This window comes from Polynucleobacter corsicus (genome assembly GCF_018688255.1).
In the GTDB taxonomy this organism is placed as follows: Bacteria; Pseudomonadota; Gammaproteobacteria; order Burkholderiales; family Burkholderiaceae; genus Polynucleobacter; species Polynucleobacter corsicus.
On sequence record NZ_CP061314.1, the window covers coordinates 1,673,376 to 1,698,866 of the forward strand.

A 25,491-nucleotide genomic window follows, 5' to 3' on the forward strand; every position below is an offset into this window, starting at 1 on the left:
CTTCCTAATTTAGTGCGCTTCTTCCCAATTATCGCCAATCCCAATGCCCACTACCAGCGGAACCTTTAGCTCAGCTACCTTACACATCAAATCAGGCAGTTTTGCTTGCAAAAGCTCCAGCTCGTCCAGCGGCACGTCAAATACCAGCTCATCGTGAACCTGGAGCAACATGCGAGTCTTGAGCTGCTCTTTTTCTAACCAGTTTTCGACCGCAATCATAGCCAATTTAATCAAGTCGGCTGCCGTTCCCTGCATTGGCGCATTAATTGCAGCCCGCTCTGCACCTTGGCGGCGAGGGCCGCTACTCTTAATTTCTGGGAGCCATAGACGCCTACCAAAGACCGTCTCAACATAACCATTCTCCCTGGCCTCCAAGCGAGTGCGCTCCATATACTGAGCAACCCCTGGATAACGATCAAAGTATTTAGCAATATAGTTTTGGGCTGCTGAGCGCTCAATACCCAAATTACCGGCCAGGCCAAAGGCGCTCATGCCATAAATTAAGCCAAAGTTAATGACCTTGGCATAGCGACGCTGTTCTGAATTAACGCTCTCGAGCGGCACACCAAAAATCTCGGCAGCTGTAGCTTGGTGCACGTCTTTACCAGCAGCGAATGCAGCTAGTAGATTTTCATCCTCTGCAATATGCGCCATGATGCGTAATTCAATTTGTGAATAGTCGGCCGAAAGCAACTTACAACCCTCTGCCGGAATAAACGCTTCCCGAATGCGACGACCCTCTTCCGTGCGCACAGGAATATTTTGCAAGTTCGGATCGCTTGAAGCCAAGCGCCCTGTCACCGCAGTCGCCTGAGAAAAACTCGTATGTACTCGTCCTGTTTTAGGATCAGCCATGCGCGGGAGTTTCTCGATATAGGTTGACATCAATTTAGCAAGACTGCGGTAGTCCAAAATACGCGCAGGCAAGGGATAGTCTTCTGCCAACTTCTGTAATACTTCCTCATCAGTCGATGGCGCGCCCGATGGCGTCTTCTTAATTACGGGGAGTTCTAACTGCCCAAATAAAATCTCTGCGATCTGCTTAGGGGACTGAATATTAAATGGCTGCCCAGCTAGCTTGTGAATCTCACCCTCAAGAGCAAGCAGACGTTTTCCAACCTCTTGACCTTGCTGAGATAGCAAGGCAGAGTCAATCCGAATTCCATTACGTTCCATGATGCCCAGAACCCGCATTGCTGGCATCTCGATATCTTCATATATGTACAGAAGGCCTGGACTTGTCTGAATTTGTGGCCATAACACTTGATGCAAGCGCAAGGTAATGTCAGCATCTTCTGCCGCATAGTCGGTGGCGATCTTCAGATCTACTTGATCAAAGCCAATCTGATGAACGCCTTTACCGCAGACTTCTTCATACTTTACGGTCTTCATGCCGAGATGTCGCTCAGCTAAGTTATCCATGTTGTGCGGCATATGCGATTCGAGCACATAAGATTCCAACATGGTGTCAAAAGCAATGCCTTGTAAAGTAATGTCGTAGTTCGCAAAGATATGGCTGTCGTACTTGAGGTTCTGACCAACCTTCAGATAGGTAGCGCTTTCTAGCCAGGGCTTCAGACGCGCCAAAACCAGTTCGCGACTAAGCTGAGCCTCTCCATTGCGATGCGCTACCGGTATGTAACAAGCCTCTCCAGGAGTGACGCATAGCGAGATACCGACAAGCTCGGCAGCCAGTGCATCCAAGCCAGTAGTCTCGGTATCCACCGCCGTAAGAGCGGCGTCTTCAATTTTTTTAATCCAACGATCTAGTGTTACTTCATCCACTACGCACTCATAGTATTTTGCAATCGCACCTTGCAGATCCGTTGTTTCTTGCGATAAGGCAGTTGTCGCTTCTGTAGCAGTCGGGCCAAATTTCTTGGCCTCGCTTTTCACATTTTCTTCAGCAGGATTTTTGATGGGGCTACCAGCCAAATCAAAATCGCTATTGGCATCAGTAGCAGCTCCACCTAGTTGCTTTTCGACATCACGCAACCAAGTCTTAAATGCGTAGCGCTCAAACAACTCACGTAAAAGCGGTGCATCTTCTGGTTTCGCATGCAGGTCATCTAGGCCTGGCAAATGAGGCGATAAATCACAATCGGTTTTGACGGTAATGAGTTGCCGGGCTTGTGGCAGCCACTCCAAAGTATTTCTTAAGTTCTCGCCAACAACACCCTTTACTTGGTAGGCGTTTGCCATCAAGTTATCCAAGTCACCAAACTCAGCCAGCCATTTGTTTGCCGTTTTAGGGCCGGCTTTAGGAACACCCGGTACGTTATCAACCGTATCGCCAATGATGGAAAGATAATCTACGATACGCTCTGGAGGTACGCCGAATTTTTCAATGACGCCATTGATATCCAACTTCTCATTGGTCATCGTATTAATTAAGGTGACAGAGGTATTCACTAACTGAGCCAAATCTTTATCGCCAGTAGAAATAATCGTTTCCCAGCCAGCTTGGGTTGCTTGGGTTGCTAAGGTGGCAATCACATCATCGGCTTCAACCCCAGACACCATTAATACTGGCCAGCCCAAAGCTTTCACCATGGCATGGATTGGCTCAATCTGCTTCACCAAATCTTCGGGCATGGGGGAGCGGTGCGCTTTGTACTCAGGATACATTTCGTCCCGAAAAGTCTTACCTTTGGCGTCAAAAACACAGGCAATGTGGTCAGCCTTGAGTTCCGAGCGAGCTCGGCGCATCATATTTACCATCCCGTAGATTGCTCCCGTTGGGTCGCCTGCCCCATTTCTGAGGTCTGGCATGGCATGAAAGGCGCGATAGAGGTAGCTAGAGCCGTCTACCAACAAGAGTCTATGTTTAGTCATACCGCAATCGTACAATCTAGTTGCTAACTGCCTACAGATCAGGATCAAATCCTCCTGAAAAGAGGTCTAAAAAGGTGAAAAATGATGCACGCTCTAACTAATTTACTCCACGCTTCTTTAAGCCAAACCCTTGTTCTGACAAGCTTTTTAGTGGCTTTTGCCACTTTTGGCCTACATTCAGCGCACGCCCAGAATAATTCTCAAGCGCTGAGCCCCTCCGAGCTGCAGCGCATTAATAGCCAGCCCTTGGCCCCTCCGGTGAGCGCTTCTCAGGTAACTAATACGCCCGAAGGTCGCAAACCGAGCTTTCAGCACAAAGAAGCTACTGGCACTGAAATTACTGAATACAAGGATGCCAACTCACCTACTCAGGTTGATGTGAAGACGCGTTATACCAACTACGAAATGGCCCCTCCGACCACAGTCATGCCTGGCGTACCAAAAGAAACTGACCTGATCAGTGTACCGAGTATCAGAGTTCCTTTTTAATCTTTACTCATGGCCGTCTTCACCCCCATTGAACTAAGTGATATCTCCGCTTGGATCTCAAGCGAATTTGACATCGGGCAGGCCATCGATATTCGTGGAATTCATGGTGGGATTGAGAATTCCAATTTCTTCCTCGACACAGAGAAAAATGGCAAGAAACAAGAATATGTTCTGACTATTTTTGAAAGACTATCGGCAGAGCAACTTCCCTACTACTTAGAGCTAATGCGCCACCTGGCGAATAAAAGTATTCCCGTACCTAAGCCGCTTGAAAATAAAGAGGGGCAAATTTTATTTACCCTCAAAGGTAAGCCTACAGCCATTGTGAGTAAGCTTCCCGGCCTTTCTAGGCTTGCACCCGAAGCCAAGCATTGCGCCTTGGTTGGCGAGTATTTAGCCAAAATGCATTTGGCCAGCAGCGACTTTCAGCGCACTCAAGAGAATCTTCGCAGTCTTTCTTGGTGGCAAAAAACAGTTCCGCAAGTTTTGCCACACTTAAGTGATGTGCAACAAGAACTGCTGACTAGCGAGCTCACAGCTCAAGAGCAATTCTTTGCCTCTAAGGCCTATGCAGCACTTCCGCAGGGAGCAAGTCATTGCGATCTCTTTAGAGATAACGTGCTATTTGACCCTCAAGGCACAAGCGATAGCTCCCAAGATCAGCTAGGTGGTTTCTTCGACTTTTATTTCGCTGGAACAGATAAGTGGTTATTTGATTTAGCAGTTACTGCAAATGACTGGTGTCTTGCCGACAATAAACAAGATTTAGATCCTGATCGCTTCAAAGCGCTGATGGATGCCTATCAGGCTGTTCGTCCACTCACTACTGAAGAGCAAGCAAGTTGGCCGCTCATGGTGCGCGCTGCAGCTCTGCGTTTTTGGATCTCCCGCCTGTGGGATTTTTATTTGCCACGTGATGCACAAATGCTCACCCCACATGACCCTCGTCATTTCGAAAATATTCTCTTAAGTCGCAAGGCAATATGAAACTCAATTCCGTCACCCCAAAAGAGGGTTACACCTGGATACGTCAAGGTATTTGGCTTTTCAAACAAAATCCTTTGGGTTTTTTGATGCTGGTATTTATGTATGTTTTTGCCGCCCAACTAGCAGTTCTTGTGCCAGTGATTGGTATTTTTGTTGTCTTATTGCTCACGCCTACTTTGTCGGTTGGCTTTATGACCGCCTGTCGCCTGGCAATTCAAAAAGAACGTATTCGTCCGTCGGTATATGTGATTGCCCTGCGATCCACTCCCTTGATTCGTAAACGTATTCTCCAATTGGGTCTGGTCTATGCCGCGCTTATCCTAGCCCTTAGCTTTATCTTAAGTATGTTGGTAGATTTTGAGTTGCTCATTCCACTGATGACTAACGAAAAGCCCATTACTTCAGAAGCCATCAATCAGATTTACCTGATACTCTTTTTTGGCGGCCTGCTTTATGTGCCAGTGGCAATGTTGATGTGGTTTTCTCCCGTACTCGTTGCTTGGGCTGATATGTCTATAGCGCAAGCACTCTTTTCCAGCGCCGTTGCCTGCTGGACTAATCGAGGCGCATTCTTTTTATATCTCGCGATTTGGGGTGCGATCTTAATCGCCATTCCTTTGACGATTGGCTCCATCTTTGATGCTCTCGACTTAGGTCAAGCCGCATCATTCATCATCGCCCCTATTTCTATGGCAGGGCTAACTGTGATGCACTGCTCTTTCTTTGCCACCTGGAAAGCATGCTTTGCTGAAAAAGAATCGGCTACTTTAATCGCTTAATCTATCGCAGCCAGCTTAGCAATACTGAGCTGTAGCCATTTCACACCATGGCGCTTGAAATTCACCTGAGCGCGCGCATCAGCATCATTACCCTCTAGGCCTATAACACGCCCTTCACCAAACTTGGTATGGAACACATTTTGCCCAATCGTAAATGGGTAGTTGCCGCGTGGTGGTGAGGCCATTCTAGTCACGGCGGTTGAGGCAGAGCCTACTCGGCCAATTTGCCTTGCAGGTCGCTCACGCTCATTATTGCTGTCAAAGAAATCATTCGATCCAAACTCGCGCTGACGGGTATAGCCATCTTGCCAAGTCGACCCTGAGCGGCCGCCATTTCCATTACTAGTACCACCCCAACGGGCATCCTTCACTTTGGGAGTGAGCCACTTCAGTGAATCCGATGGCAACTCTTCTAAGAAGCGAGATGGCATGTTGTAGCGAACTTGGCCGTGCAACATCCGTGACTGCGTATGAGATAGGTATAGACGCTCTTTTGCGCGAGTAATTGCCACATACATTAAGCGTCGCTCTTCTTCCAAACCATGCTGCTCATTAATACTGTTCTCATGTGGGAATAATCCCTCTTCTAAACCGGTAATAAATACAGAGGTGAACTCCAAGCCTTTAGCAGAGTGCACCGTCATCAGCTGTACAGCATCTTGGCCTGCCTGAGCCTGGTTATCACCAGCCTCAAGTGAAGCATGCGAGAGAAATGCAGCTAATGGCGAGACCTCAACTACGCCAGGTGCATTTTCACCCGGTAATGTGGCGGCAGTGGCATCCTGACCATAACCTTCTTCCGCAATAAATGCGGTTGCGGCGTTAATTAATTCCTGTAAGTTTTCTACGCGGTCTTGACCTTCACGCTCTGAGAGGTAGTGCTGAATCAGGCCACTATTTTGAATCACGAATTCCACTGTCTCAGGCAATGTATTGTGACGAGTAGCTTCACGCATGTGATCAACGAGGCGCACAAAGCCACCCAAGGAGGCGCCAGCTTTTCCATCCAATGTCGATGCCGCCAAATACAAAGAACTATTTTGTGCACGAGCTGCATCTTGCACGGCCTCAATTGATCTCGCCCCAATACCGCGTGTCGGGAAATTCACTACGCGCGAGAAGGAGGTATCGTCATTCGGATTTTCTAGCAGACGTAAATACGCTAAGGCATGTTTAATCTCTGCGCGCTCGAAGAAGCGTAATCCACCATAAACACGATACGGAATCGCCGCAGAAAATAAGGCATGCTCAATAATGCGTGACTGGGCATTACTTCTATAGAGCAAGGCAATTTCAGTACGCTTAATGCCACTATTTACTAGGGCTTTAATTTCATCTACAAGCCATGCAGCTTCAGCGTGATCACTCGGCGCATCATAGATGCGGACCGGCTCGCCATGACCAGCATCAGTTCGCAAGTTTTTACCAAGACGATCTGTATTGTTAGAGATGAGGTAGTTGGCTGTATCTAAGATGTGGCCATGCGAGCGGTAGTTCTGCTCAAGCTTGACCATCATCGGGTGGTATTGCTTTTCATACAGACGCATATTCTCAACGTCTGCGCCACGGAAAGCGTAAATACTTTGATCATCGTCACCTACCGCAAACACTGCACTACTTCCCATGCCGCTGACATTGACGCGACTAGCATCATGACCGGAGAGTAATTTGAGCCAAGCGTATTGCAAGGCATTGGTATCTTGAAACTCATCAATCAGAATATGACGGAATCGTTCTTGATAGTGAGTCCGAATAGCCTCGTTATGTTTGAGCAATTCATAACTGCGTAACAAGAGTTCAGCAAAGTCGACTACGCCTTCACGCTGGCACTGCTCGTCATAAGCCTCGTACAACTGGGCCATCTTGGCCTGGAAGTCATCGCCTACAGATAACTCTTTGGCGCGCTGGCCACGCTCTTTGGCATGGGAAATGAAGTATTGCAACTGCTTAGGGGGGTATTTCTCATCATCGACCTTTAAGCCCTTCAAAAGCCGCTTAATGGCGGAAAGCTGATCCTGGGTATCCAAAATCTGAAAAGTGGACGGCAAACCCGCTTCTTTGTGATGCGCACGTAATAAACGGTTACAAAGACCATGAAAAGTACCAATCCACATGCCTCGGGTGTTAATTGGCAACATGGCACTGAGACGCAACATCATCTCTTTAGCAGCCTTATTAGTAAAGGTCACCGCTAGGACGCCAATCGGCGAAACCTGGCCCGTTTGGATCAACCAAGCTATACGGGTCGTCAGAACGCGGGTTTTTCCACTGCCAGCGCCAGCCAAAATCAGGGCTGACTGGGCCTGGCCATTTTCATTTACCGGCGGGAGGGTCACTGCCTCGCGTTGTTCTGGATTAAGGTTTGCGAGTAGGTCTGAGTACATCGCCCCAATTATAATTTGCCTCTTATGCCAAATGCTTCGAATACCCCTAATTCTCCTGACTCCCCATTAGCTAGTTCTGTAGACGAACTGGCTAAATCCTACGAACCTGCCCCAATTGAAGCTTATTGGGGTCCGGAGTGGGAACGCCGAGGCATTGCCGACGCCACCCTAGATGAGGGCAAGGAAGATTTCTCGATTCAGCTGCCGCCACCCAATGTGACCGGCACACTGCACATGGGTCACGCTTTTAATCAAACCATCATGGATGGCTTGGTGCGTCATGCCCGCATGTCTGGCAAAAATACCTTGTGGGTTCCGGGTACAGACCATGCTGGCATCGCTACACAAATCGTCGTTGAGCGCCAACTCGATGCACAGAAGATTTCTCGTCACGATTTAGGTCGCGAGAAATTCTTAGAAAAAGTATGGGAGTGGAAAGAAACGTCTGGCAACACGATTACCCGGCAGATTCGTCGCTTAGGTGCCTCGATTGATTGGGGTAAAGAATATTTCACGATGGACAGCAAGATGTCCAAAGCAGTAGTTGAGGTATTCGTTCGCTTGCATGAGCAGGGATTAATTTATCGCGGTAAGCGTTTGGTGAACTGGGATCCAGTGCTAGGTACCGCTGTTTCAGATCTAGAGGTAGTGAGTGAGGAGGAAGATGGCTCCATGTGGCACATCCGCTACCCATTGGCAGATGGCTCTGGATACCTGACTGTTGCTACCACGCGCCCAGAGACTTTATTGGGTGACGTGGCCGTCATGGTCAACCCAGAAGACGAGCGCTACAAACACCTCATTGGCAAATCAGTACAGCTACCGCTGTGCAATCGCGAGATTCCGATCATTGCCGATGACTATGTGGATTTAGCCTTTGGTACTGGTGTGGTAAAAGTGACGCCTGCGCACGACTTCAACGACTATGCCGTGGGACAACGTCATCAATTGCCACTCATTAATATCCTGACCCTCGATGCCAAGATTAATGAGAATGCGCCTGCGGTTTATCAAGGCCTGGAGCGCTTTGCTGCTCGCAAACAAATCGTTGCCGACTTAGATTCAGCTGGCCTATTAGAAAAAGTACAGCCACATAAATTAATGGTGCCACGTGGTGATCGCACCCAAACCATCATTGAACCGATGCTCACTGACCAATGGTTTGTTGCGGTATCCAAGCCAAGCCCTGACAATAAATATCAACCAGGCTCATCCATCGCTGGCGCTGCACTAGATGCAGTAAAAAATGGCGACATTAAGCTGGTTCCAGAAAACTGGATTAGCACCTACTCTCAGTGGTTGGAAAATATTCAGGACTGGTGCATCTCTCGACAACTCTGGTGGGGCCATCAAATCCCCGCTTGGTATGGCGATGACGGACAGATTTTTGTGGCTCGCTCCGAAGAGGAGGCCAAAGCTAAGGCTGCTGCTGCCGGTTACAAGGGTCAACTGAATCGTGACCCCGATGTCTTGGACACTTGGTTTAGCTCCGCACTGGTGCCATTTAGCTCATTAGGCTGGCCAGAAGAGACGCCTGCACTCAATCACTTCTTACCATCCTCAGTATTGGTAACCGGCTTTGACATCATCTTCTTCTGGGTAGCCAGAATGGTCATGATGACTTGCCACTTTACTGGCAAGGTGCCTTTCCATACCGTGTATGTGCACGGCTTAGTTCGTGATGCTGAAGGTCAGAAAATGAGTAAGTCCAAAGGTAATACCTTGGATCCAATCGATTTAATTGACGGCATCAAAATTGAAGATTTGGTTGCTAAGCGCACTACTGGTTTAATGAATCCAAAGCAAGCAGAAAGTATTGGTAAGAAAACTAAGAAAGAATTTCCAGAAGGCATTCCTGCATTTGGTACAGATGCCCTGCGCTTTACCTTCGCCTCACTCGCATCACTAGGTCGAAATATTAATTTTGATCAGAAACGCTGCGAGGGTTATCGCAACTTCTGCAACAAACTCTGGAACGCTACTCGCTTTGTGCTCATGAATTGCCCTGGCAATGATGAAGACAATGGCTTTGCGCCGTGTGACAGCCAATGCGGCCCAGAAGGACAGCTTGATTTCTCTCCGGCAGATCGTTGGATTGTTTCCATATTGCAAAGAACCGAAGCTGATGTTGCTAAAGGTTTCCAAAACTATCGCTTTGACAACATTGCTACCAGCATCTATCAATTTGTTTGGGACGAGTACTGCGATTGGTACTTAGAGTTAGCTAAGGTACAGCTTCAGACTGGAACGCCTGCACAGCAACGCGCCACTCGCCGCACTCTCTTGCGTGTTTTAGAAACCATCTTGCGCATGGCTCATCCACTGATCCCATTTATTACCGAAACCCTCTGGCAAACCGTTGGACCAAAGGTTGGTAAAGAGCTAGCCAAACAAGATAAGCAAACCATTGCGCTGCAGCCATACCCAGTTGCTCAACTCGATAAGATTGATGAACAAAGCGAAGCTTGGGTAGCCCAGATTAAATCGATTGTGGATGCTTGCCGTAATCTACGTGGCGAGATGCAAGTTTCTCCTGCACTCAAGGTACCCCTCTGGATTAGTGGACCGCAGGATTTCTTGAAAAAGGCAAGTCCGTACCTGACTGCATTGGCCAAGCTATCCGAAGTCAAAATCTACGATGATGAGTCTGCTTTAGAAAAGGATGCCCCTGGCGCACCAATGGCCCTAGTTGGCAATCTGAAGTTATTACTCAAAATTGAAGTGGACGTAGCAGCTGAGAGAATTCGTCTAAGCAAAGAAATCGAGCGCTTAGCTAATGAGATCACCAAAGCACGCAGCAAACTTGGTAACGAAAGTTTCGTAGCTCGCGCCCCAGAAGAGGTGGTAGCCCAAGAAAAGCAACGTCTTGCTGGCTTTGAGCAAAACCATGAGAAGCTTGTTGCACAATTAGAACGACTGAAATAAAGCAGCGATAAAACGATCGGAATCACCATGCCATTAAGCACTAAAGCCGTTACCAAAGCTGTCTTCCCCGTTGCAGGTTTGGGCACACGTTTCTTGCCAGCCACCAAGGCTAGCCCGAAAGAGATGCTCAATGTGGTGGATAAACCGCTCATTCAGTATGCGGTGGAAGAAGCGATTGCTGCTGGCATTACCGAAATGATTTTTGTAACTGGTCGAAGTAAGCGTGCAATTGAGGATCACTTTGATAAAGCTTATGAATTAGAGGCCGAACTCGAAGCCAAGAATAAAACTGCTTTACTAGAGATTGTTCGTAGCGTTAAGCCCAGCCATGTGGATTGTGTCTATGTTCGCCAACCCGAGGCGTTGGGCTTAGGTCATGCAGTCCTATGCGCAGAAAAGCTCGTACGTGATGAGCCTTTTGCCATCATCCTAGCGGATGACTTACTCGATGGCCAGCCGCCAGTACTCAAGCAAATGCTCAAAGTATTTGATGAGCAAAATGGTTCCGTCTTAGCGGTGGAAAAAATTGATCCCTCTAAAAGTAGCTCTTACGGCATTATTTCTGGAGCAGAAGTATCCAAAGGTATTTATCGCTTGAATGGCATTGTGGAAAAACCACAGCCCAAGGATGCGCCATCCAACTTAGCGGTAGTGGGTCGCTATGTTCTGTCTTCAGATATCTTTAATCACATTCGTAATCTCAAGCCCGGTGCTGGCGGTGAAATTCAACTCACCGATGCGATTGCCTCTTTACTAAAAGAAGAGCCTGTATTTGCTTATGAATACGATGGCGTACGTTATGACTGCGGTAGCAAGCTTGGCTACCTTAAGGCTTCAGTGGAATTTGCTTTGCGGCATCCAGAAGTCAACACTGAGTTTGCGGCTTACTTAAAGAGCCGCTCCTTAAGCTAGGCTTCAGCATGAATCTCCAGGGCGAGAAAAGCAAAAAGGCAGAAATTACTTTCTGCCTTTTTCTTTGGTGCTAATGGTTTCAGCGCGTCTTATCTTCTCTTAAGAAAGAAAACCAATACATCACCCTCTGTAGTACTGGACAGCAGTTCATTACCAGTCTGCTTAGCAAATGCAGGAAAGTCATGAGCAGCGCCAGCATCCGTGGCCTTCACTTTCAGCACTTCGCCAGACTGCATAGTAGCCAGGGCTTTCTTGGTGCGTAAGATTGGGAGCGGGCAGTTTATGCCAATCGCATCGACCTCAAGATTAAATTCGATCACATCGCTCATTTAGATGCCACCCAATCTTTTACGCCAGCCAATGCCGCGCCCAATTTACTTGGATCAGTACCGCCGGCCATCGCCATCTCCGGCTTACCGCCGCCCTTACCACCAACTTGATGGGCAACGAAGTTCACTAAGTCACCTGCTTTTACCTTGGCAACCGAATCCGCTGTCACACCAGCAATGAGGCTCACTTTGTCACCCTGCACTGAAGCCAACACAATGGCGGCTGTTTTCAGCTTTGCCTTTAAGGCATCCATAGTCTCGCGCAAGACTTGAGCATCAGCACCATCTAAGCGAGCTGCCAATACTTTGATGCCATTAACATCAACTGCTTGCGTTGCCAACTCATCACCTTGGCTAGCAGCGAGTTTGGAATTGACCTTATCCAACTCACGCTCAGCCTGACGCAAACTATCTTGAAGTTGAGTAACGCGACTCACTAAATCACCAGGGTGAGTTTTGAGTACTGCAGCCGCTTCATTAATCTTATCTTCTAGACCTTGCAAGAAGATTAAGGCATTTTTGCCGGTCACCGCCTCAACACGGCGGATGCCAGCTGCTACGCCACCCTCAGAAACAATCTTCAAGCTACCGATATCACCAGTACGTCCGACGTGAGTTCCGCCACACAACTCTTTAGAGCTACCGATTTCTAGTACGCGCACTTCGTCTGCATACTTTTCGCCGAAGAGCATCGTGGCACCAGTTTTCTGAGCATCGTCTAAAGACATCACTTTTCCGGAGGTGGCTGTATTTGCCAAAATCTCGGCATTCACAATATCTTCAACCCGACGCATTTCTTGAGCCGTAATGGGTGCGTTGTGAGTAAAGTCAAAACGGGTTTTACTAGCATCAACCAAGGAACCTTTTTGCTGTACGTGGTTGCCTAAGACTTCGCGCAATGCTTTATGCAAAATGTGCGTAGCACTGTGGTTTCGCATTGTTTCTGTTCTTTGCTCTACATCTACTAAGGCGTTGATTGCATCGCCCACCTTGAGCTCGCCCTCTTGCACTTCGCCCTGATGCCCAAAAACATCCGCCTGAATCTTGAAGGTATCTTCAACCGCAAAACGCACCGCTTCATTACGTAACTCGCCCTTATCGCCAACTTGTCCACCAGACTCGGCATAGAAAGGCGTGTTATCTAACACGATCACTGCAGCATCACCAGCCTTGATAGACTGCACTGCAGAACCATCAACATAGAGCGCGGTGACTTTGGCACCTTCATGCTTCAAGGTATCGTAACCATGGAACTGGGTTGGCTTGCCAGAGTACTCCAAGCCTTGAGCTACTTTGAACTTACCAGCCGCTCTTGCTTGATCGCGCTGCTTTTGCATTGCCAAGTCGAAACCTTCTGCGTCGACAGTGACATCACGCTCACGACATACGTCAGCAGTCAAATCCAATGGGAATCCAAAAGTATCGTGTAAGCGGAAGGCAGTTTCACCATCCAGCGTCTTGGTACCACCAGCAAGCGCAGTCTCCAAAATCTCCATACCGTTAGCGATTGTCTGGAAGAAACGCTCTTCCTCCTGCTTAATCACTTCGCTCACCTTATCTTTTGCTGCCTGCAACTCTGGATAAGCCTGACCCATCTCTTTTACGAGGGCCGGAACGAGTTGATAAAAGAAAGGTTTGCGTGCGCCCAATTTATAGCCATGACGAATCGCACGGCGCGTAATACGACGCAAAACATAACCACGACCAGCATTACCTGGAATCACACCATCCACCACAATAAAACTACAGGCACGAATGTGATCAGCAATGACTTTGAGAGATGGGCTGCTTGGATCGCAATTCTCACCACCAGCCGCATCAACAGCCTCTTTGGCAGCTTTGAGCAAATTAACAAAGAGGTCAATCTCATAGTTCGAGTGCACATGCTGCAACACTGCCGCAATACGCTCAAGACCCATACCGGTATCGACGCTCGGCTTGGGCAATGGATTCATATTGCCCGCTTCATCGCGATTGAACTGCATGAATACGTTATTCCAGATCTCAATATAGCGATCGCCATCTTCATCAGGGCTACCAGGAGGGCCGCCAGCAATGTGCAGGCCGTGGTCATAGAAGATTTCAGTACAGGGGCCGCAGGGACCTGTATCGCCCATCATCCAGAAGTTATCTGAAGCGTAACGAGCACCTTTGTTATCGCCGATGCGAATAATGCGCTCCGCTGGAACACCGATTTGTTTGTTCCAAATCTCATAAGCCTCATCGTCTTCCGCATAAACAGTGACGAGCAGCTTTTCTTCTGGCAATTTAAAGACCTCAGTCAGCAAACCCCAAGCAAACTGAATCGCATCCTTCTTGAAGTAATCGCCAAAAGAGAAGTTCCCCAGCATTTCAAAGAAGGTGTGGTGGCGGGCTGTATAGCCAACGTTATCTAGGTCATTGTGCTTGCCGCCAGCACGAATACATTTCTGGGCGCTAGTAGCTCGGTTATAGGGACGCTTATCAAAGCCCAAAAATACGTCCTTAAACTGATTCATCCCCGCATTGGTAAACAACAGGGTTGGGTCGTCTCCAGGCACTACTGGGCTGGATGGGACAATTTGATGGCCTTTTTGGGCGAAGTAGTCCAGGTACGCCTGGCGAATTTGAGAGACTTTCATGCGAATAATTATCGCATTGGCACTAGTCGGGGGCAAACCCTTGGTAAAGCACCTCAATCCTGCCTTACAATCCCGTAACATTAATAAATAGATCGGCCTTTAAGTCGATATAAGGAGCTCAACTTGAAAATTCGCAATCAACGGGATTTTGGTGCCGGAATCATGTACATGGTTATCGGCCTATTCTTCACCATAGTGGCTAGTAAATATCCCATGGGTACAGCAGCCAAGATGGGGCCCGGTTATTTCCCCTTCTTCCTGGGCATACTAATGACGCTACTTGGCTTACTAGTCCTCGTAAAGTCACTAGGGGCGAAAGCTGCCATTGAAAGCATTCCTAAATTTAATTGGCGCATCATAGGCCTGATTACTGGCTCTGTTGTCCTCTACGGCATCCTCTTGCCAACCATGGGCTTTGTTGTAGCAGTCTTTGTGCTGGTATTCATGTCAGCCAGCGCAAGCCATGAATTCCACTGGAAGGGCACTTTAATTAATGCCTCCTTTTTAGTTGCATTCACCTACTCGGTGTTTGTATTGGGGCTGAAGCTTCAGTTCCCATTGCTACCTTTCTTTCTTCAATAACAAACCGGGACTCTAAAAATGGATTTATTTGCTAATTTAGCGCTCGGTTTCGACACAGCGTTTACCTTACAAAACCTACTCTACTGCCTGATTGGCTGTGTTTTAGGTACTTTAATTGGTGTTTTGCCAGGCCTAGGTCCAATCGCGACAATTGCGATGCTCTTGCCAGCCACCTATGCATTGCCTCCAATTGCCGCTTTGATTATGTTGGCCGGTATTTATTACGGTTCACAGTACGGCGGCTCTACTACTGCGATTTTGCTCAACATTCCAGGAGAAACGTCCTCGGTGGTGACGGCGATTGACGGCTATCAAATGGCCAGAAATGGTCGAGCGGGTGTAGCCCTGTTTACTGCTGGTATGGGTTCATTCTTTGCTGGCTGCGTAGCAACACTGGTTTTGGCTGCATTTGCCGCACCACTCTCCCAGTTAGCATTTAAGTTCGGCCCCGCTGAGTACTTCTCCTTAATGGTTCTTGGACTAATTGGTGCGGTCGTACTAGCCTCAGGCTCTTTGATCAAGGCGATCGGTATGATCATTCTTGGCCTCTTAATGGGCTTGATCGGTACTGACGTGAACTCTGGCGTGTCACGCTATGCTTTTGATATCCCTGAATTGAGTGACGGCATTGGTTTCGTAGCCGTAGCGATGGGTGTTTTCGGCTTTGCAGAAATCATGGGCAACCTGGAGAAAAAGGGTGAGGATGAAGGCTTCTTGAACAAGATGACCACCATGATCCCAACCAAACAAGATGTGAAGCGCATGATTCCATCCATTTTGCGCGGCACAACCATTGGATCCATCTTAGGAATTCTGCCAGGCGGCGGTGCTGCCTTAGCAGCCTTTGGCGCCTACTCTGTTGAAAAGAAATCCTCTAAGTACAGTCATGAGTTTGGTAAGGGTGCTATTGAGGGTGTAGCCGGTCCTGAAGCAGCAAACAATGCTGCCGCTCAAACCTCTTTCATCCCATTGCTGACCTTAGGTATCCCACCGAATGCCGTTATGGCCTTGATGGTTGGTGCGATGACGATTCACAATATTCAGCCGGGTCCACAAGTGATGACCAGCAACCCAGCCTTGTTCTGGGGTCTGATCGCATCCATGTGGATTGGAAACGTGATGTTGATTCTCTTGAACTTGCCACTCATTGGCATCTGGGTCAAGCTCTTGAAGATTCCGTATCGCTTTATGTACCCAGCTATTTTGGTGTTCTGCTGTATCGGCGTATATACCGTCAACAACACCGTATTTGACGTTTATGTGACCGCAGCCTTTGGTTTAATTGGCTACCTCTTCTTCAAGTTGGGTTGCGAGCCACCCCCATTGCTCTTAGGCTTCGTGCTTGGGCCGATGATGGAAGAGAACTTCCGTCGCGCCCTCTTGTTGTCACGCGGTGACTTCACGACCTTCTTAACCCGCCCACTCTCTTTAGGCTTGCTCATCGCAGCAGCCCTCTTGGTTGTGATCGTGGCCTTGCCAGCGGTTAAGAAAACCCGTGAAGAGGCTTTCGTAGAAGAGTAATTCTCGAATGCTTCCCAGAAACGAGCCCGCAGCAGTTTGCGGGCTTTTTTCTTTATAGGCAGGGCTTTTCTCTACAATGGGCGCATGTCCCAAGATAGCAAACCATCTAAAACGCCTGCCGGCACTCTTGCTGAGCCCTCCAACTTTTTGCGCCAGATCATCGATCATGACCTGGCAAGTGGCGCCTACCAGAACCGTAGCAATCGAGATGGTCAGGCTATCCCATCCATCATTACCCGGTTTCCACCAGAACCCAATGGCTATCTTCATATTGGCCACGCCAAAAGTATTTGCTTGAACTTTGGCTTAGCCGCTGATTACAACAATCAAGCAGGTGGTGCGCGTTGCAATATGCGCCTAGATGACACCAATCCAGTCAAAGAAGATATTGAGTATGCCGATAGTATTTTAGATGCGGTGAAATGGCTCGGCTTTGATTGGGGAACGCACTTGTATCACGCGAGCGATTACTTTGATCGACTCTATGAGTTTGCCGAAATTCTGATTCAGAACAGCAAAGCCTATGTTGATAGTCAGAGCGCAGATGACATTCATACCAATCGTGGCAACTTTGGTCAAACTGGAAAAAATAGTCCTTACCGCGATCGCACTCCCGATGAGAATCTGGCCTTGTTCCGCGAGATGCGTGATGGCAAATTTAAAGATGGTGAACATGTACTGCGCCTGAAGATCGACATGGCGCATCCGAATATTGTGATGCGTGATCCTGTGGTCTATCGCATTCGCCATATAGATCACCACCGCACTGGTAGCAAATGGTGCATCTATCCTTTATATGATTTCACACACTGCATTTCTGATGCACTGGAAAATGTTTCGCACTCTATTTGCACTTTGGAGTTTGAAAATAATCGTCCGCTCTACGATTGGATTGTTGCCTCATTAGCAGAGCTAGGGATCTTCAAAAATCCCGTTCCACATCAATATGAATTCGCTCGCCTCAACCTCACTTACACCATCACTAGCAAGCGCAAGCTACTACAGTTGGTTGAAGAAAAGCATGTGGATGGCTGGGATGATCCACGGATGCCAACGATTGTAGGTATTCGTCGTAGGGGTTACACACCAGAGAGCATTCGTTTGTTCTGTGAACGCATTGGCGTTTCTAAAGCAGATAGCTGGATTGATATGAGCACGCTAGATCAAGCCTTACGGGATGATCTTGAGGCCAAGGCTCCACGGGCTACAGCGGTTCTGAAGCCACTCAAGCTGGTTATTGAAAACTTCGATCCATCTGCGAGCGAGCCTTGCTCAGCACCTCGTCATCCGCAGCATCCCGAGTGGGGTAATCGCGAGTTTCATTTCACAAAAGAATTGTGGATTGAAGAAGATGACTTTATGCAAGAGCCGGTCAAGGGATTCTTTAGACTCTACCCACCGATTGGCGATCAAGCTGGTGGACGTGTGCGTTTGCGTCATGGCTTTGTGATTGAGTGCACTGGATTTGAAGTGGATGCCAATGGCAAGGTGATTCAGGTGAATGCAACGCACTTCGCAGATAGCAAGAGCGGCACGCCCGGCTCAAATAACTACAAGGTCAAGGGCAATATTCATTGGGTCAGCGCGGCAGAAGCTGTGCCTGCACAAGTTCGCCTCTATGACCACCTGTTTAATGATCCACATCCCGATAGTGGAGATAAAAATTTCCTTGAGGCAATCAACCCTCACTCGAAGGAAACGATTACTGCGTACTTAGAGCCTTGCATGAAAGACGCTAAAGCAGAAGATCGCTTTCAGTTTGAGCGCCATGGCTACTTTGTTGCAGATCAAAGCGACTCAAAACCAGGTCAACCGGTATTTAATCGTACGGTCGGACTCAAGGATTCTTGGAAATAGTTTTTAGAAACTCTGCGACGCTGGGATAGCGTAGCGGGGTCTTTAATTCCGAGAGCCGCGCATTCGTTACACGCCGTGACTCCCGCATAAACGACCAGAGCATGGGGGATACGATTTTCTCCAACTGCTCAGCTGGTAATCTGGGTGGTCGCTCCAAACCAAACGCATCAGCTACTTCATCAAAGTAATCACCCATCTTAGTTTCACCCCCGTCACAGGCGTTAATGACACGCTGTGGCTTGCCATGATAAACAGCAGCACAAACCAATCTTGCCAAGTCATCACTCTGAATATGGTTCGAGTAGGCATCCTCTGCCGCAATTAAGGCGGGCGTTCCCGCCTGAATGCGCTCAACCGGCAATCGGTCAGCAGCATAAATGCCTGGCACTCGCAGAATAGTCAGAGCGACTCCGTGGGCTGGAGCCCAAAGACGTAGGCAGTTTTCTGCATCTACCCGTCGCTTAGCTCGCTCGCTTTGGGGTTTAACTGGTGTCACTTCACTTACCTTAGCACCTGCGTGATCACCATAAACACCCGTGGTACTCACATAAATCAGGCGCCCAACAGTATCAGAGCCTTGGGCTAAAATTCGGAGGAGGTTGCGAGTTCGGCAATCACGATGACCTGTATTTTGGGGTGGTGCCAAGTGGATCACGGTTTGCGCTAATCCACTTAAACGCCACAAGCTATCAGGCTTATCCAGATCCCCCAAAATCGGAATCGCGCCAACCGCTCTCAACTCCTGAAAACGGGTTTTCTGGGAAGTTAAGGCATATACGCGATGACTTCGCGCGAGCTGCTTGGCAACACGTAGACCAATGTCACCACAGCCAACGATCAGGATTCGAGATTTACCAAAAGATTGCATAGATCACATCGTAACGATTTATTGAAAGGAATGAGAGTGTCTTATCAAGTCACGCTCAAGGCGAGCGGCAAACAATTTACTGTCCAGAAGGATGAGACCCTCCTGGAAGCAGCCTTACAGCAGGGCATCACCCTGCCCTATGGCTGTAAAAATGGTGCCTGTGGATCCTGTAAAGGCAAGATCCTGGAAGGCCAGGTAGAGCATGGTCAGCATAGTGCTGCCGCCCTAAGCCCGACTGATGAGGCCGCCGGCGGCACCTTATTTTGCTGCGCCCATCCTAAATCAGACCTGCTCATTGAAGCTCGTGAAGTTCAGGGCGCTGGTGATATCGCTATTCGGAAAGTACCTTGTCGCGTCAATACCATCGTAAAACCGAGTGAAGATGTAGCCATTCTTCAATTGCAATTACCAGCTGCCGAGCGCTTTCAATTTCTGGCCGGGCAGTACTTAGAGTTCCTACTCAAAGATGGTCAGCGCCGCGCCTACTCCATTGCGAATGCACCAGATCAAGACGGCCCCCTCGAATTGCATATTCGCCACTTGCCGGGCGGACTCTTTACCGATCTCGTCTTTGGTGCAAAAGACCCCGCTTTAAAAGAAAAAGATATCCTCCGCTTTGAAGGGCCATTAGGCAGCTTCTTCTTAAGAGAAGATTCCAAAAAACCTATTATTTTTGTTGCGGCGGGTACTGGCTTTGCACCGATAAAGTCCATTATTGAGCAAATGCAACTCAAAAAGATTAGGCGCCCGATTCATTTATATTGGGGTGGACGGCGTGCAAACGACCTCTACCTCAATGAACTCTGCCAGTCATGGGCAAAAGATATTCCTGACTTCAACTATATCCCAGTGATTTCAGACGCCTTGCCGGAGGACCAATGGACTGGACGCACAGGCTTTGTGCACCAAGCCGTGATGGCCGACCACCTCAATATGAGCCTCTACCAGGTCTATGCCTGCGGCGCCCCTGTGATGATCAATGCCGCCCGCCAGGACTTTTCATCGCACTGTCATTTGCCTGAGGAAGAGTTCTTTGCAGATTCTTTTACTAGCGCAGCTGACCTCGCGACAAACTAGCCTGCGAAGCGTGATAATAGAATCCTCATTTGATTTCACTTTGCATACGATATGAATAAGCCAGCCCAATCCGTAGATGCCCACTCAGTGATGTTTATTACCCCGCGACCAGAGTTAACTATGGTTGAAGGTAAAGGCTCATGGCTGACTGATAATCACGGCAAGCGTTATTTGGATTTCTTGCAAGGCTGGGCCGTGAACTGTCTCGGTCATAGCAACCCCGGCATGATTGAAGCACTCAATATTCAAGCAAAAAAACTCATTAATCCGAGTCCAGCGTTTTATAACGAGCCCATGATTCGCCTATCGAATCTTCTGACCGAAAACAGCTGCTTTAACAAAGTATTTTTCGCCAATAGCGGAGCTGAAGCTAATGAAGGCGCCATTAAGTTGGCACGTAAATGGGGGCAGCTGAACAAATCAGGTGCTTTTGAAATCATTACTTTTGACCACAGTTTTCATGGTCGTACATTAGCGACGATGAGCGCATCCGGTAAACCAGGCTGGGACACGATGTTTGCCCCACAAGTTCCCGGGTTTCCAAAGGCCGATTTGAATGATTTGGATTCCGTCAAAAAACTGGTAACGGATAAAACAGTTGCGGTCATGCTAGAGCCGGTACAAGGTGAAGGGGGCGTTATCCCCACCACTAAAGAATTTATGCAAAGCCTGCGTAAATTCACCAAAGAAAATAATATTCTGTTGATCGTAGATGAAGTGCAAGCCGGCTGTGGTCGCACCGGCACTCTCTTTGCTTATCAGCACTACGGCATCGAGCCAGACATCATGACCTTGGGCAAAGGCATTGGTGGTGGCGTGCCATTAGCTGCACTGATGGCAACTGATGCGGTTGCTTGTTTTGTACCCGGCGATCAGGGTGGCACCTATAACGGTAATCCGCTAATGGTCGCAGTAGGTATCAGTGTGATTGAACAATTATTAGCGCCAGGTTTCCTAGAGTCTGTGCGCGCCAAAGGTGACCTGCTTAGCAAAGAACTCCTTGCTATCTCTGCAGAATTTAATCTGGATGGCGAGCGCGGTGAAGGGTTGTTGCGCGCCCTGATGTTAAGTAGTGATATTGGCGCTCAGCTAGTTACGATGGCTCGCGACAGAGGTCCAGAGGGTTTATTAATTAATTCACCAAGACCTAATCTGCTTCGCTTTATGCCAGCACTCAATGTTACCGATGATGAAATCCGTCAGATGTGCAATATTTTGAGAGAGTTGCTCAAGCAAGTGGGCTAAACAATACTCAGACTGAATGTAATAAAGGGGCTCTAAGCCCCTTTATCTTTTATTGCAGTAGCACCCCAACACTGGCGTTACTTGCTAGCCAACTAAATTCTTTGGCAGTGAGAATGTGACATCCTCCACCACGCCTTCCAGATTACGAATGCTGCGGGGCCCAAATTCTTGAATCTTGGCCACAATCGAGAGGGCTAGGCTTTCAGGGGCCGATGCGCCTGCAGTGAGGCCTACGCGCCTCTTACCAACAAACCATTCAGCCTGAAGCTGCTCTGGTGCATCGACCATGTAGGCTGGTACCCCCAGTTTTTCAGCTAATTCACGCAAGCGATTCGAGTTCGAGCTTGCCTTACTTCCGACCACAATAACTACCTCAACTTGAGGAGCCATAAATTTCACAGCATCTTGGCGATTTTGAGTCGCATAACAAATATCTTGCTTGCGGGGCTTCACGATATTCGGGAATTTTTGAATTAAGGCATCGACAATTTCTTTGGTCTCATCCACAGAGAGTGTCGTTTGTGTAACAAAAGCAATTTTTTCATTCTCAGCAAAAGGTAGCTTAGCAATGTCTGCCAATTTCTCAATCAGATGAACACCTTCCTTAACCTGCCCCATCGTACCTTCGACTTCCGGGTGTCCTGCATGGCCAATCATCAACACTGTGAAACCATCCTTGCACATCTTAATAACTTCAACATGCACCTTTGTAACCAGGGGGCATGTAGCGTCATACACCTGCAAGCCGCGCGCCTCAGCATCTTGACGAACTTCTTGAGAAACACCGTGGGCACTAAACACCACAATGCCGCCTTTGGGAACTTCATGCAACTCTTCCACAAACACGGCGCCCTTTTCACGCAGCTCGTTCACGACATAAGCGTTATGAACAATCTCATGACGTACATAAATTGGGGCGCCAAAGCGTATCAGCGCTTCATTCACAATATTGATTGCACGATCAACACCCGCACAAAAGCCACGAGGCTGCGCCATCAAAATTTCGGAGGTGCTATCACCGCTGGCTTGTGTAATAGTTTGCTTATTCATAGGCTACAGAATCGCAACAATTTGAGCTTCGAAGGTAACAGGCCTTCCAGCAAGCGGGTGATTGAAATCAAACCAAGCGCCCTCTTCGTTAATCGATTGCAATACACCAGCGTATTGAGCGCCACCGGGTGCATTAAATTCAATGACGTCACCAGGATTAAATTGCGCATCATCATCGCGACCTTCTTTAAGCGCTTTCAAAGAAACCCACTGAATTAATTCTTCTTTACGCTCACCAAAACTTTCTTCTGGTGGCAATAAGGCACTTCTCTGATCACCCACACCCAATCCGATTAATACCTTTTCAAAGCAAGGCGCAAATTGTCCAGAACCCATCAACACCGTCGCAGGGCGATCGATAAACGTATTGATGTAGTCATCCCCACTGGGCAAAGTCAGCCGATAGTTGAGGGTCAGAAAGGAGTTGGGCAAAACCGTAAGCTTAGTCATAAGGTAATTGTATCTAGGCCCGACCCCAGCGTGCACTTGCCGATTACGGATTGGCCAAAAATGGAGCAGCCCCGCGAAAAACTACGCGCCCTTGGCGCTGCAGCCCTCAGCGATGCCGAGTTACTCGCGATCTTTCTGCGCGTTGGCGTCAAAGGCAAAACTGCCGTGGCTCTAGCCAAGGACCTGCTCCACCATTTCAGTAATTTGCCGCGCCTCATGTCCTGTACCCCTGAAGAATTAACCCAAATCCATGGCATGGGCATCTCTAAGTGGTCACAAATCCAGGCGGCCTACGAGCTGGTCAAGCGCAGCCTTGAGGAAACCCTCTCCCAAGAGTCTGTCCTGACCTCACCAGGCTATGTCCGTGAGTTCTTGCAGGCCAGATTTGGACGCTTGCCACACGAAGTCTTTCTGTGCCTATACCTGGACTCCCGCCTACGGCTGATTGAGTGTCAGGAGCTCTTTAGAGGCTCCCTAAGCCACACCGCTGTGTACCCACGAGAAATCCTTAAGGAAGCTCTTGCTAGGAACGCTAGTGCTCTCATCGTGGCACATAACCACCCCAGCGGAAATCCACAACCCAGCATTGCTGACCAAGAATTGACCAAAACACTAGCTAAAGCCTTGCAGCTGGTAGATATCCCCCTACTTGATCACTGCATCGTAAGTCATGGTGGTTTTTTCTCATTTTCTGATGAGGGTCATATGAAAAATGACCATAAATAGAAGTGACTACTAACTTAATGGTATTTTTTGACCAATATTGACAACTATTTTTCCTCACCCTCAAAACTAAAGCCAATTAGGGCTAGATCAAAGTACTCGGAGACTGATACAATCTTCTTTTTTCGCAATTAATGGAGTTATGTCATGGCAAAAGTTTGCCAAGTCACTGGGAAGAAGCCGATGGTTGGCAACAATGTATCCCATGCAAACAATAAAACGAAGCGTCGCTTTTTGCCGAATTTGCAAAATCGTCGTTTCTGGGTTGAATCTGAAAACCGCTGGATTAGCTTGCGCTTAACCAATGCTGGTTTGCGCGTTATCGACAAAAACGGCATTGATGCTGTGTTGTCCGATCTACGTGCACGTGGCGAAATTTAAGGAGCGCACAAATGGCTAAAGGCGGCAGAGAAAAAATCAAATTAGAGTCATCAGCTGGTACTGGTCACTTCTATACAACATCAAAAAACAAGCGTACAAAGCCTGAGAAAATGGAGATCATGAAATTCGATCCAACCATTCGCAAGCACGTTGCTTACAAAGAAACCAAGCTCAAGTAATCTATTGATTCGATATTTATTTGCAGCAAATAAAAAACCCGCTACTACAGCGGGTTTTTTATTGTCTAAATTTTCCTCTTAAGCGTAGCGACGCAACCTCAAAGAGAAGTCGCGCAGGCTCGATAAACCACTCTCTTCAGCGCGCTGACACCACACATGCAACTGATTCAGCAGTTGATCGCCAGTAGCGTTAGATCGGCCCCAAATGGCATGCAGGTCACGACGCATCTCAATCATCTTACGTAGCTGCGCATTAGTTGCCATCAGCTCTTCAAGTTTGATTTTTTCTTCTACTATTAAACGGGATTCATCTTTACCCAGCCAGGTACGGGCATCTTTTAAGTGAGACGCCAATACCTGCATGTGCTGAACTTCATTATTAAAGAAGGTGCTCAAGGTCTTACTATAGCGGGCCATGATTTCATAACGGTTGGCAATAATGGCTTCGAGCGTGTTTTGATCTGCAGGACGTAAGTCGCTCAGCACCGGCTTAGGAGAAGTCTTTTTTACTTTCGCCAAACCAACAGCACTCATGATCTGAATGTACATCCAACCAATATCAAACTCATACCACTTACTAGAGAGCTTTGCGCTTGTAGCGAAGGTGTGGTGATTGTTATGCAACTCTTCGCCACCAATCAAAATACCCCAAGGCATAATATTTCTTGAAGCATCTTCGCAATCGTAGTTACGGTAACCCCAGAAGTGGCCAATGCCATTAATAACTCCAGCGGCAGTAATGGGAATCCACAACATCTGCACTGCCCACACAGTCAAGCCAATTGCGCCGAACAAGAGTACGTCGATGATCAACATCAAAGCTACGCCTTGCCATGAATACTTTGCATAGATGTTGCGCTCAAGCCAATCATCTGGGGTACCGTGACCAAACTTATCTAAGGTCTCTTGATTGCGTGATTCATTTTTATATAACTCAGCACCACGAGAAAGCACGGTGTTGATACCCAAAACTTGTGGGCTATGTGGATCATCCACAGTCTCACATTTGGCGTGATGCTTACGATGAATCGCTGCCCACTCTTTGGTCACCATGCCAGTGGTTAGCCATAGCCAAAACCGGAAAAAATGGGACATGATGGGGTGCAATTCCAGAGCGCGATGCGCTTGGCAGCGATGCAAGAAAATAGTCACCGCAGCAATGGTGATGTGGGTGGCAACCAGGGTAAAAACAAGGATTTGCCACCAAGCCAAATTTAAATAACCATTGGAAAGCCAATTCAGGAATAAATCAAAACTAGAAGCTGTGTTCAAAAGGGGGTTCCCAAGAAGGTCTAAA

Annotated in this window: 21 protein-coding genes; 13 read left to right on the top strand and 8 right to left on the bottom strand. The window is 48.1% G+C overall.

The genetic code is table 11. The features are described 5' to 3' along the window. Window positions 1–9: 9 nt before the first annotated feature. Window positions 10–2,835, bottom strand: a complete 2,826-nt coding sequence (gene polA, locus C2747_RS08695) for a DNA polymerase I (RefSeq protein ID WP_215331309.1) — start codon at window positions 2,833–2,835, stop codon at window positions 10–12. A gap of 81 nt (window positions 2,836–2,916) precedes the next feature. Here polA and C2747_RS08700 point away from each other — a divergent pair, with 81 nt between their 5' ends. Genes C2747_RS08700 through C2747_RS08710 form a run of 3 tightly spaced genes read left to right on the top strand, consistent with a single transcriptional unit; the run spans window position 2,917 to window position 5,090 of the window. Next, window positions 2,917–3,324 (top strand): hypothetical protein, encoded by a 408-nt coding sequence (locus C2747_RS08700; RefSeq protein ID WP_251374745.1) that lies wholly within the window; start codon window positions 2,917–2,919, stop codon window positions 3,322–3,324. Between the two features lie 9 nt (window positions 3,325–3,333). Next, window positions 3,334–4,311, top strand: a complete 978-nt coding sequence (locus C2747_RS08705) for a homoserine kinase (protein WP_215331311.1) — start codon at window positions 3,334–3,336, stop codon at window positions 4,309–4,311. After that, window positions 4,308–5,090 carry a BPSS1780 family membrane protein gene (locus tag C2747_RS08710; RefSeq protein ID WP_215331313.1) on the top strand — a complete coding sequence of 261 codons (783 nt, stop codon included), beginning with the start codon at window positions 4,308–4,310 and terminating at the stop codon, window positions 5,088–5,090. Before C2747_RS08705 ends, C2747_RS08710 begins: the two co-directional genes overlap by 4 nt. On the opposite strand, the gene C2747_RS08715 is transcribed toward C2747_RS08710, so the two are convergent. Beyond that, a complete protein-coding gene (locus tag C2747_RS08715; protein WP_215331315.1) occupies window positions 5,087–7,474 on the bottom strand; it encodes a UvrD-helicase domain-containing protein in 2,388 nt (795 codons plus the stop codon). The genes C2747_RS08710 and C2747_RS08715 overlap by 4 nt on opposite strands. A gap of 24 nt (window positions 7,475–7,498) precedes the next feature. Between C2747_RS08715 and C2747_RS08720 the strand changes: the two genes are divergently transcribed. Then, window positions 7,499–10,399 (top strand): valine--tRNA ligase, encoded by a 2,901-nt coding sequence (locus C2747_RS08720; protein ID WP_215331317.1) that lies wholly within the window; start codon window positions 7,499–7,501, stop codon window positions 10,397–10,399. 27 nt (window positions 10,400–10,426) lie between these two features. Next, the gene (gene galU, locus C2747_RS08725; protein WP_215331319.1) at window positions 10,427–11,311 is read left to right on the top strand and encodes a UTP--glucose-1-phosphate uridylyltransferase GalU; all 885 of its coding nucleotides are present in this window, start codon (window positions 10,427–10,429) and stop codon (window positions 11,309–11,311) included. 89 nt (window positions 11,312–11,400) lie between these two features. On the opposite strand, the gene C2747_RS08730 is transcribed toward galU, so the two are convergent. Both C2747_RS08730 and alaS read right to left on the bottom strand, forming a co-directional pair. Continuing rightward, entirely contained in the window at window positions 11,401–11,628 is a 228-nt protein-coding gene (locus tag C2747_RS08730) for a sulfurtransferase TusA family protein (RefSeq protein ID WP_215333146.1), read from the bottom strand. Between the two features lie 8 nt (window positions 11,629–11,636). Further along, entirely contained in the window at window positions 11,637–14,261 is a 2,625-nt protein-coding gene (gene alaS, locus C2747_RS08735; protein ID WP_215331320.1) for an alanine--tRNA ligase, read from the bottom strand. A gap of 123 nt (window positions 14,262–14,384) precedes the next feature. Between alaS and C2747_RS08740 the strand changes: the two genes are divergently transcribed. The 3 genes from C2747_RS08740 to C2747_RS08750 all read left to right on the top strand — a co-directional run bounded on the left by C2747_RS08740 (window position 14,385) and on the right by C2747_RS08750 (window position 18,221). Beyond that, window positions 14,385–14,843 carry a tripartite tricarboxylate transporter TctB family protein gene (locus tag C2747_RS08740; RefSeq protein WP_215331322.1) on the top strand — a complete coding sequence of 153 codons (459 nt, stop codon included), beginning with the start codon at window positions 14,385–14,387 and terminating at the stop codon, window positions 14,841–14,843. An 18-nt stretch (window positions 14,844–14,861) separates the two neighbouring features. Further along, window positions 14,862–16,364, top strand: a complete 1,503-nt coding sequence (locus tag C2747_RS08745) for a tripartite tricarboxylate transporter permease (protein ID WP_215331324.1) — start codon at window positions 14,862–14,864, stop codon at window positions 16,362–16,364. Between the two features lie 84 nt (window positions 16,365–16,448). Continuing rightward, on the top strand, window positions 16,449–18,221 hold the full coding sequence (locus tag C2747_RS08750) for a glutamine--tRNA ligase/YqeY domain fusion protein (protein WP_215331326.1): 1,773 nt from the start codon (window positions 16,449–16,451) through the stop codon (window positions 18,219–18,221). Here the strand turns inward: C2747_RS08750 and C2747_RS08755 are convergent. Further along, window positions 18,202–19,089, bottom strand: a complete 888-nt coding sequence (locus C2747_RS08755; RefSeq protein WP_215331328.1) for an SDR family oxidoreductase — start codon at window positions 19,087–19,089, stop codon at window positions 18,202–18,204. The genes C2747_RS08750 and C2747_RS08755 overlap by 20 nt on opposite strands. 36 nt (window positions 19,090–19,125) lie before the next feature. On the opposite strand from C2747_RS08755, the gene C2747_RS08760 reads away from it, so the two are divergent. Further along, window positions 19,126–20,166, top strand: coding sequence for a CDP-6-deoxy-delta-3,4-glucoseen reductase (locus C2747_RS08760; protein ID WP_215331330.1), 1,041 nt, complete (start codon window positions 19,126–19,128; stop codon window positions 20,164–20,166). A gap of 51 nt (window positions 20,167–20,217) precedes the next feature. Continuing rightward, a complete protein-coding gene (locus C2747_RS08765; RefSeq protein WP_215331332.1) occupies window positions 20,218–21,411 on the top strand; it encodes an acetylornithine transaminase in 1,194 nt (397 codons plus the stop codon). An 84-nt stretch (window positions 21,412–21,495) separates the two neighbouring features. Here the strand turns inward: C2747_RS08765 and ispH are convergent, their stop codons facing one another. Then, window positions 21,496–22,461 (bottom strand): 4-hydroxy-3-methylbut-2-enyl diphosphate reductase, encoded by a 966-nt coding sequence (gene ispH / locus C2747_RS08770; protein ID WP_215331334.1) that lies wholly within the window; start codon window positions 22,459–22,461, stop codon window positions 21,496–21,498. Window positions 22,462–22,464: 3 nt separating this feature from the next. Continuing rightward, window positions 22,465–22,911, bottom strand: a complete 447-nt coding sequence (locus tag C2747_RS08775) for an FKBP-type peptidyl-prolyl cis-trans isomerase (protein ID WP_215331336.1) — start codon at window positions 22,909–22,911, stop codon at window positions 22,465–22,467. 30 nt (window positions 22,912–22,941) lie between these two features. Between C2747_RS08775 and radC the strand changes: the two genes are divergently transcribed. The 3 genes from radC to rpmG all read left to right on the top strand — a co-directional run bounded on the left by radC (window position 22,942) and on the right by rpmG (window position 24,194). After that, window positions 22,942–23,637, top strand: a complete 696-nt coding sequence (radC, locus tag C2747_RS08780) for a RadC family protein (protein WP_349814577.1) — start codon at window positions 22,942–22,944, stop codon at window positions 23,635–23,637. A 144-nt stretch (window positions 23,638–23,781) separates the two neighbouring features. Next, complete coding sequence (rpmB, locus tag C2747_RS08785) at window positions 23,782–24,015, top strand: 50S ribosomal protein L28 (protein WP_011903570.1); 234 nt, start codon at window positions 23,782–23,784, stop codon at window positions 24,013–24,015. An 11-nt stretch (window positions 24,016–24,026) separates the two neighbouring features. Further along, on the top strand, window positions 24,027–24,194 hold the full coding sequence (gene rpmG / locus C2747_RS08790) for a 50S ribosomal protein L33 (protein ID WP_015421876.1): 168 nt from the start codon (window positions 24,027–24,029) through the stop codon (window positions 24,192–24,194). Between the two features lie 78 nt (window positions 24,195–24,272). Here the strand turns inward: rpmG and C2747_RS08795 are convergent, their stop codons facing one another. Beyond that, window positions 24,273–25,466 carry a DesA family fatty acid desaturase gene (locus C2747_RS08795; protein WP_215331338.1) on the bottom strand — a complete coding sequence of 398 codons (1,194 nt, stop codon included), beginning with the start codon at window positions 25,464–25,466 and terminating at the stop codon, window positions 24,273–24,275. Window positions 25,467–25,491 lie beyond the last annotated feature (25 nt).

Coding starts and splice junctions, on each gene's coding strand:
- polA (WP_215331309.1), bottom strand. CDS start 2,835: ATGACTAAACATAGACTCTTGTTGGTAGACGGCTCTAGCTACCTCTAT.
- C2747_RS08700 (WP_251374745.1), top strand. CDS start 2,917: ATGATGCACGCTCTAACTAATTTACTCCACGCTTCTTTAAGCCAAACC.
- C2747_RS08705 (WP_215331311.1), top strand. CDS start 3,334: ATGGCCGTCTTCACCCCCATTGAACTAAGTGATATCTCCGCTTGGATC.
- C2747_RS08710 (WP_215331313.1), top strand. CDS start 4,308: ATGAAACTCAATTCCGTCACCCCAAAAGAGGGTTACACCTGGATACGT.
- C2747_RS08715 (WP_215331315.1), bottom strand. CDS start 7,474: ATGTACTCAGACCTACTCGCAAACCTTAATCCAGAACAACGCGAGGCA.
- C2747_RS08720 (WP_215331317.1), top strand. CDS start 7,499: ATGCCAAATGCTTCGAATACCCCTAATTCTCCTGACTCCCCATTAGCT.
- galU (WP_215331319.1), top strand. CDS start 10,427: ATGCCATTAAGCACTAAAGCCGTTACCAAAGCTGTCTTCCCCGTTGCA.
- alaS (WP_215331320.1), bottom strand. CDS start 14,261: ATGAAAGTCTCTCAAATTCGCCAGGCGTACCTGGACTACTTCGCCCAA.
- C2747_RS08745 (WP_215331324.1), top strand. CDS start 14,862: ATGGATTTATTTGCTAATTTAGCGCTCGGTTTCGACACAGCGTTTACC.
- C2747_RS08750 (WP_215331326.1), top strand. CDS start 16,449: ATGTCCCAAGATAGCAAACCATCTAAAACGCCTGCCGGCACTCTTGCT.
- C2747_RS08755 (WP_215331328.1), bottom strand. CDS start 19,089: ATGCAATCTTTTGGTAAATCTCGAATCCTGATCGTTGGCTGTGGTGAC.
- C2747_RS08765 (WP_215331332.1), top strand. CDS start 20,218: ATGAATAAGCCAGCCCAATCCGTAGATGCCCACTCAGTGATGTTTATT.
- ispH (WP_215331334.1), bottom strand. CDS start 22,461: ATGAATAAGCAAACTATTACACAAGCCAGCGGTGATAGCACCTCCGAA.
- C2747_RS08775 (WP_215331336.1), bottom strand. CDS start 22,911: ATGACTAAGCTTACGGTTTTGCCCAACTCCTTTCTGACCCTCAACTAT.
- rpmB (WP_011903570.1), top strand. CDS start 23,782: ATGGCAAAAGTTTGCCAAGTCACTGGGAAGAAGCCGATGGTTGGCAAC.
- rpmG (WP_015421876.1), top strand. CDS start 24,027: ATGGCTAAAGGCGGCAGAGAAAAAATCAAATTAGAGTCATCAGCTGGT.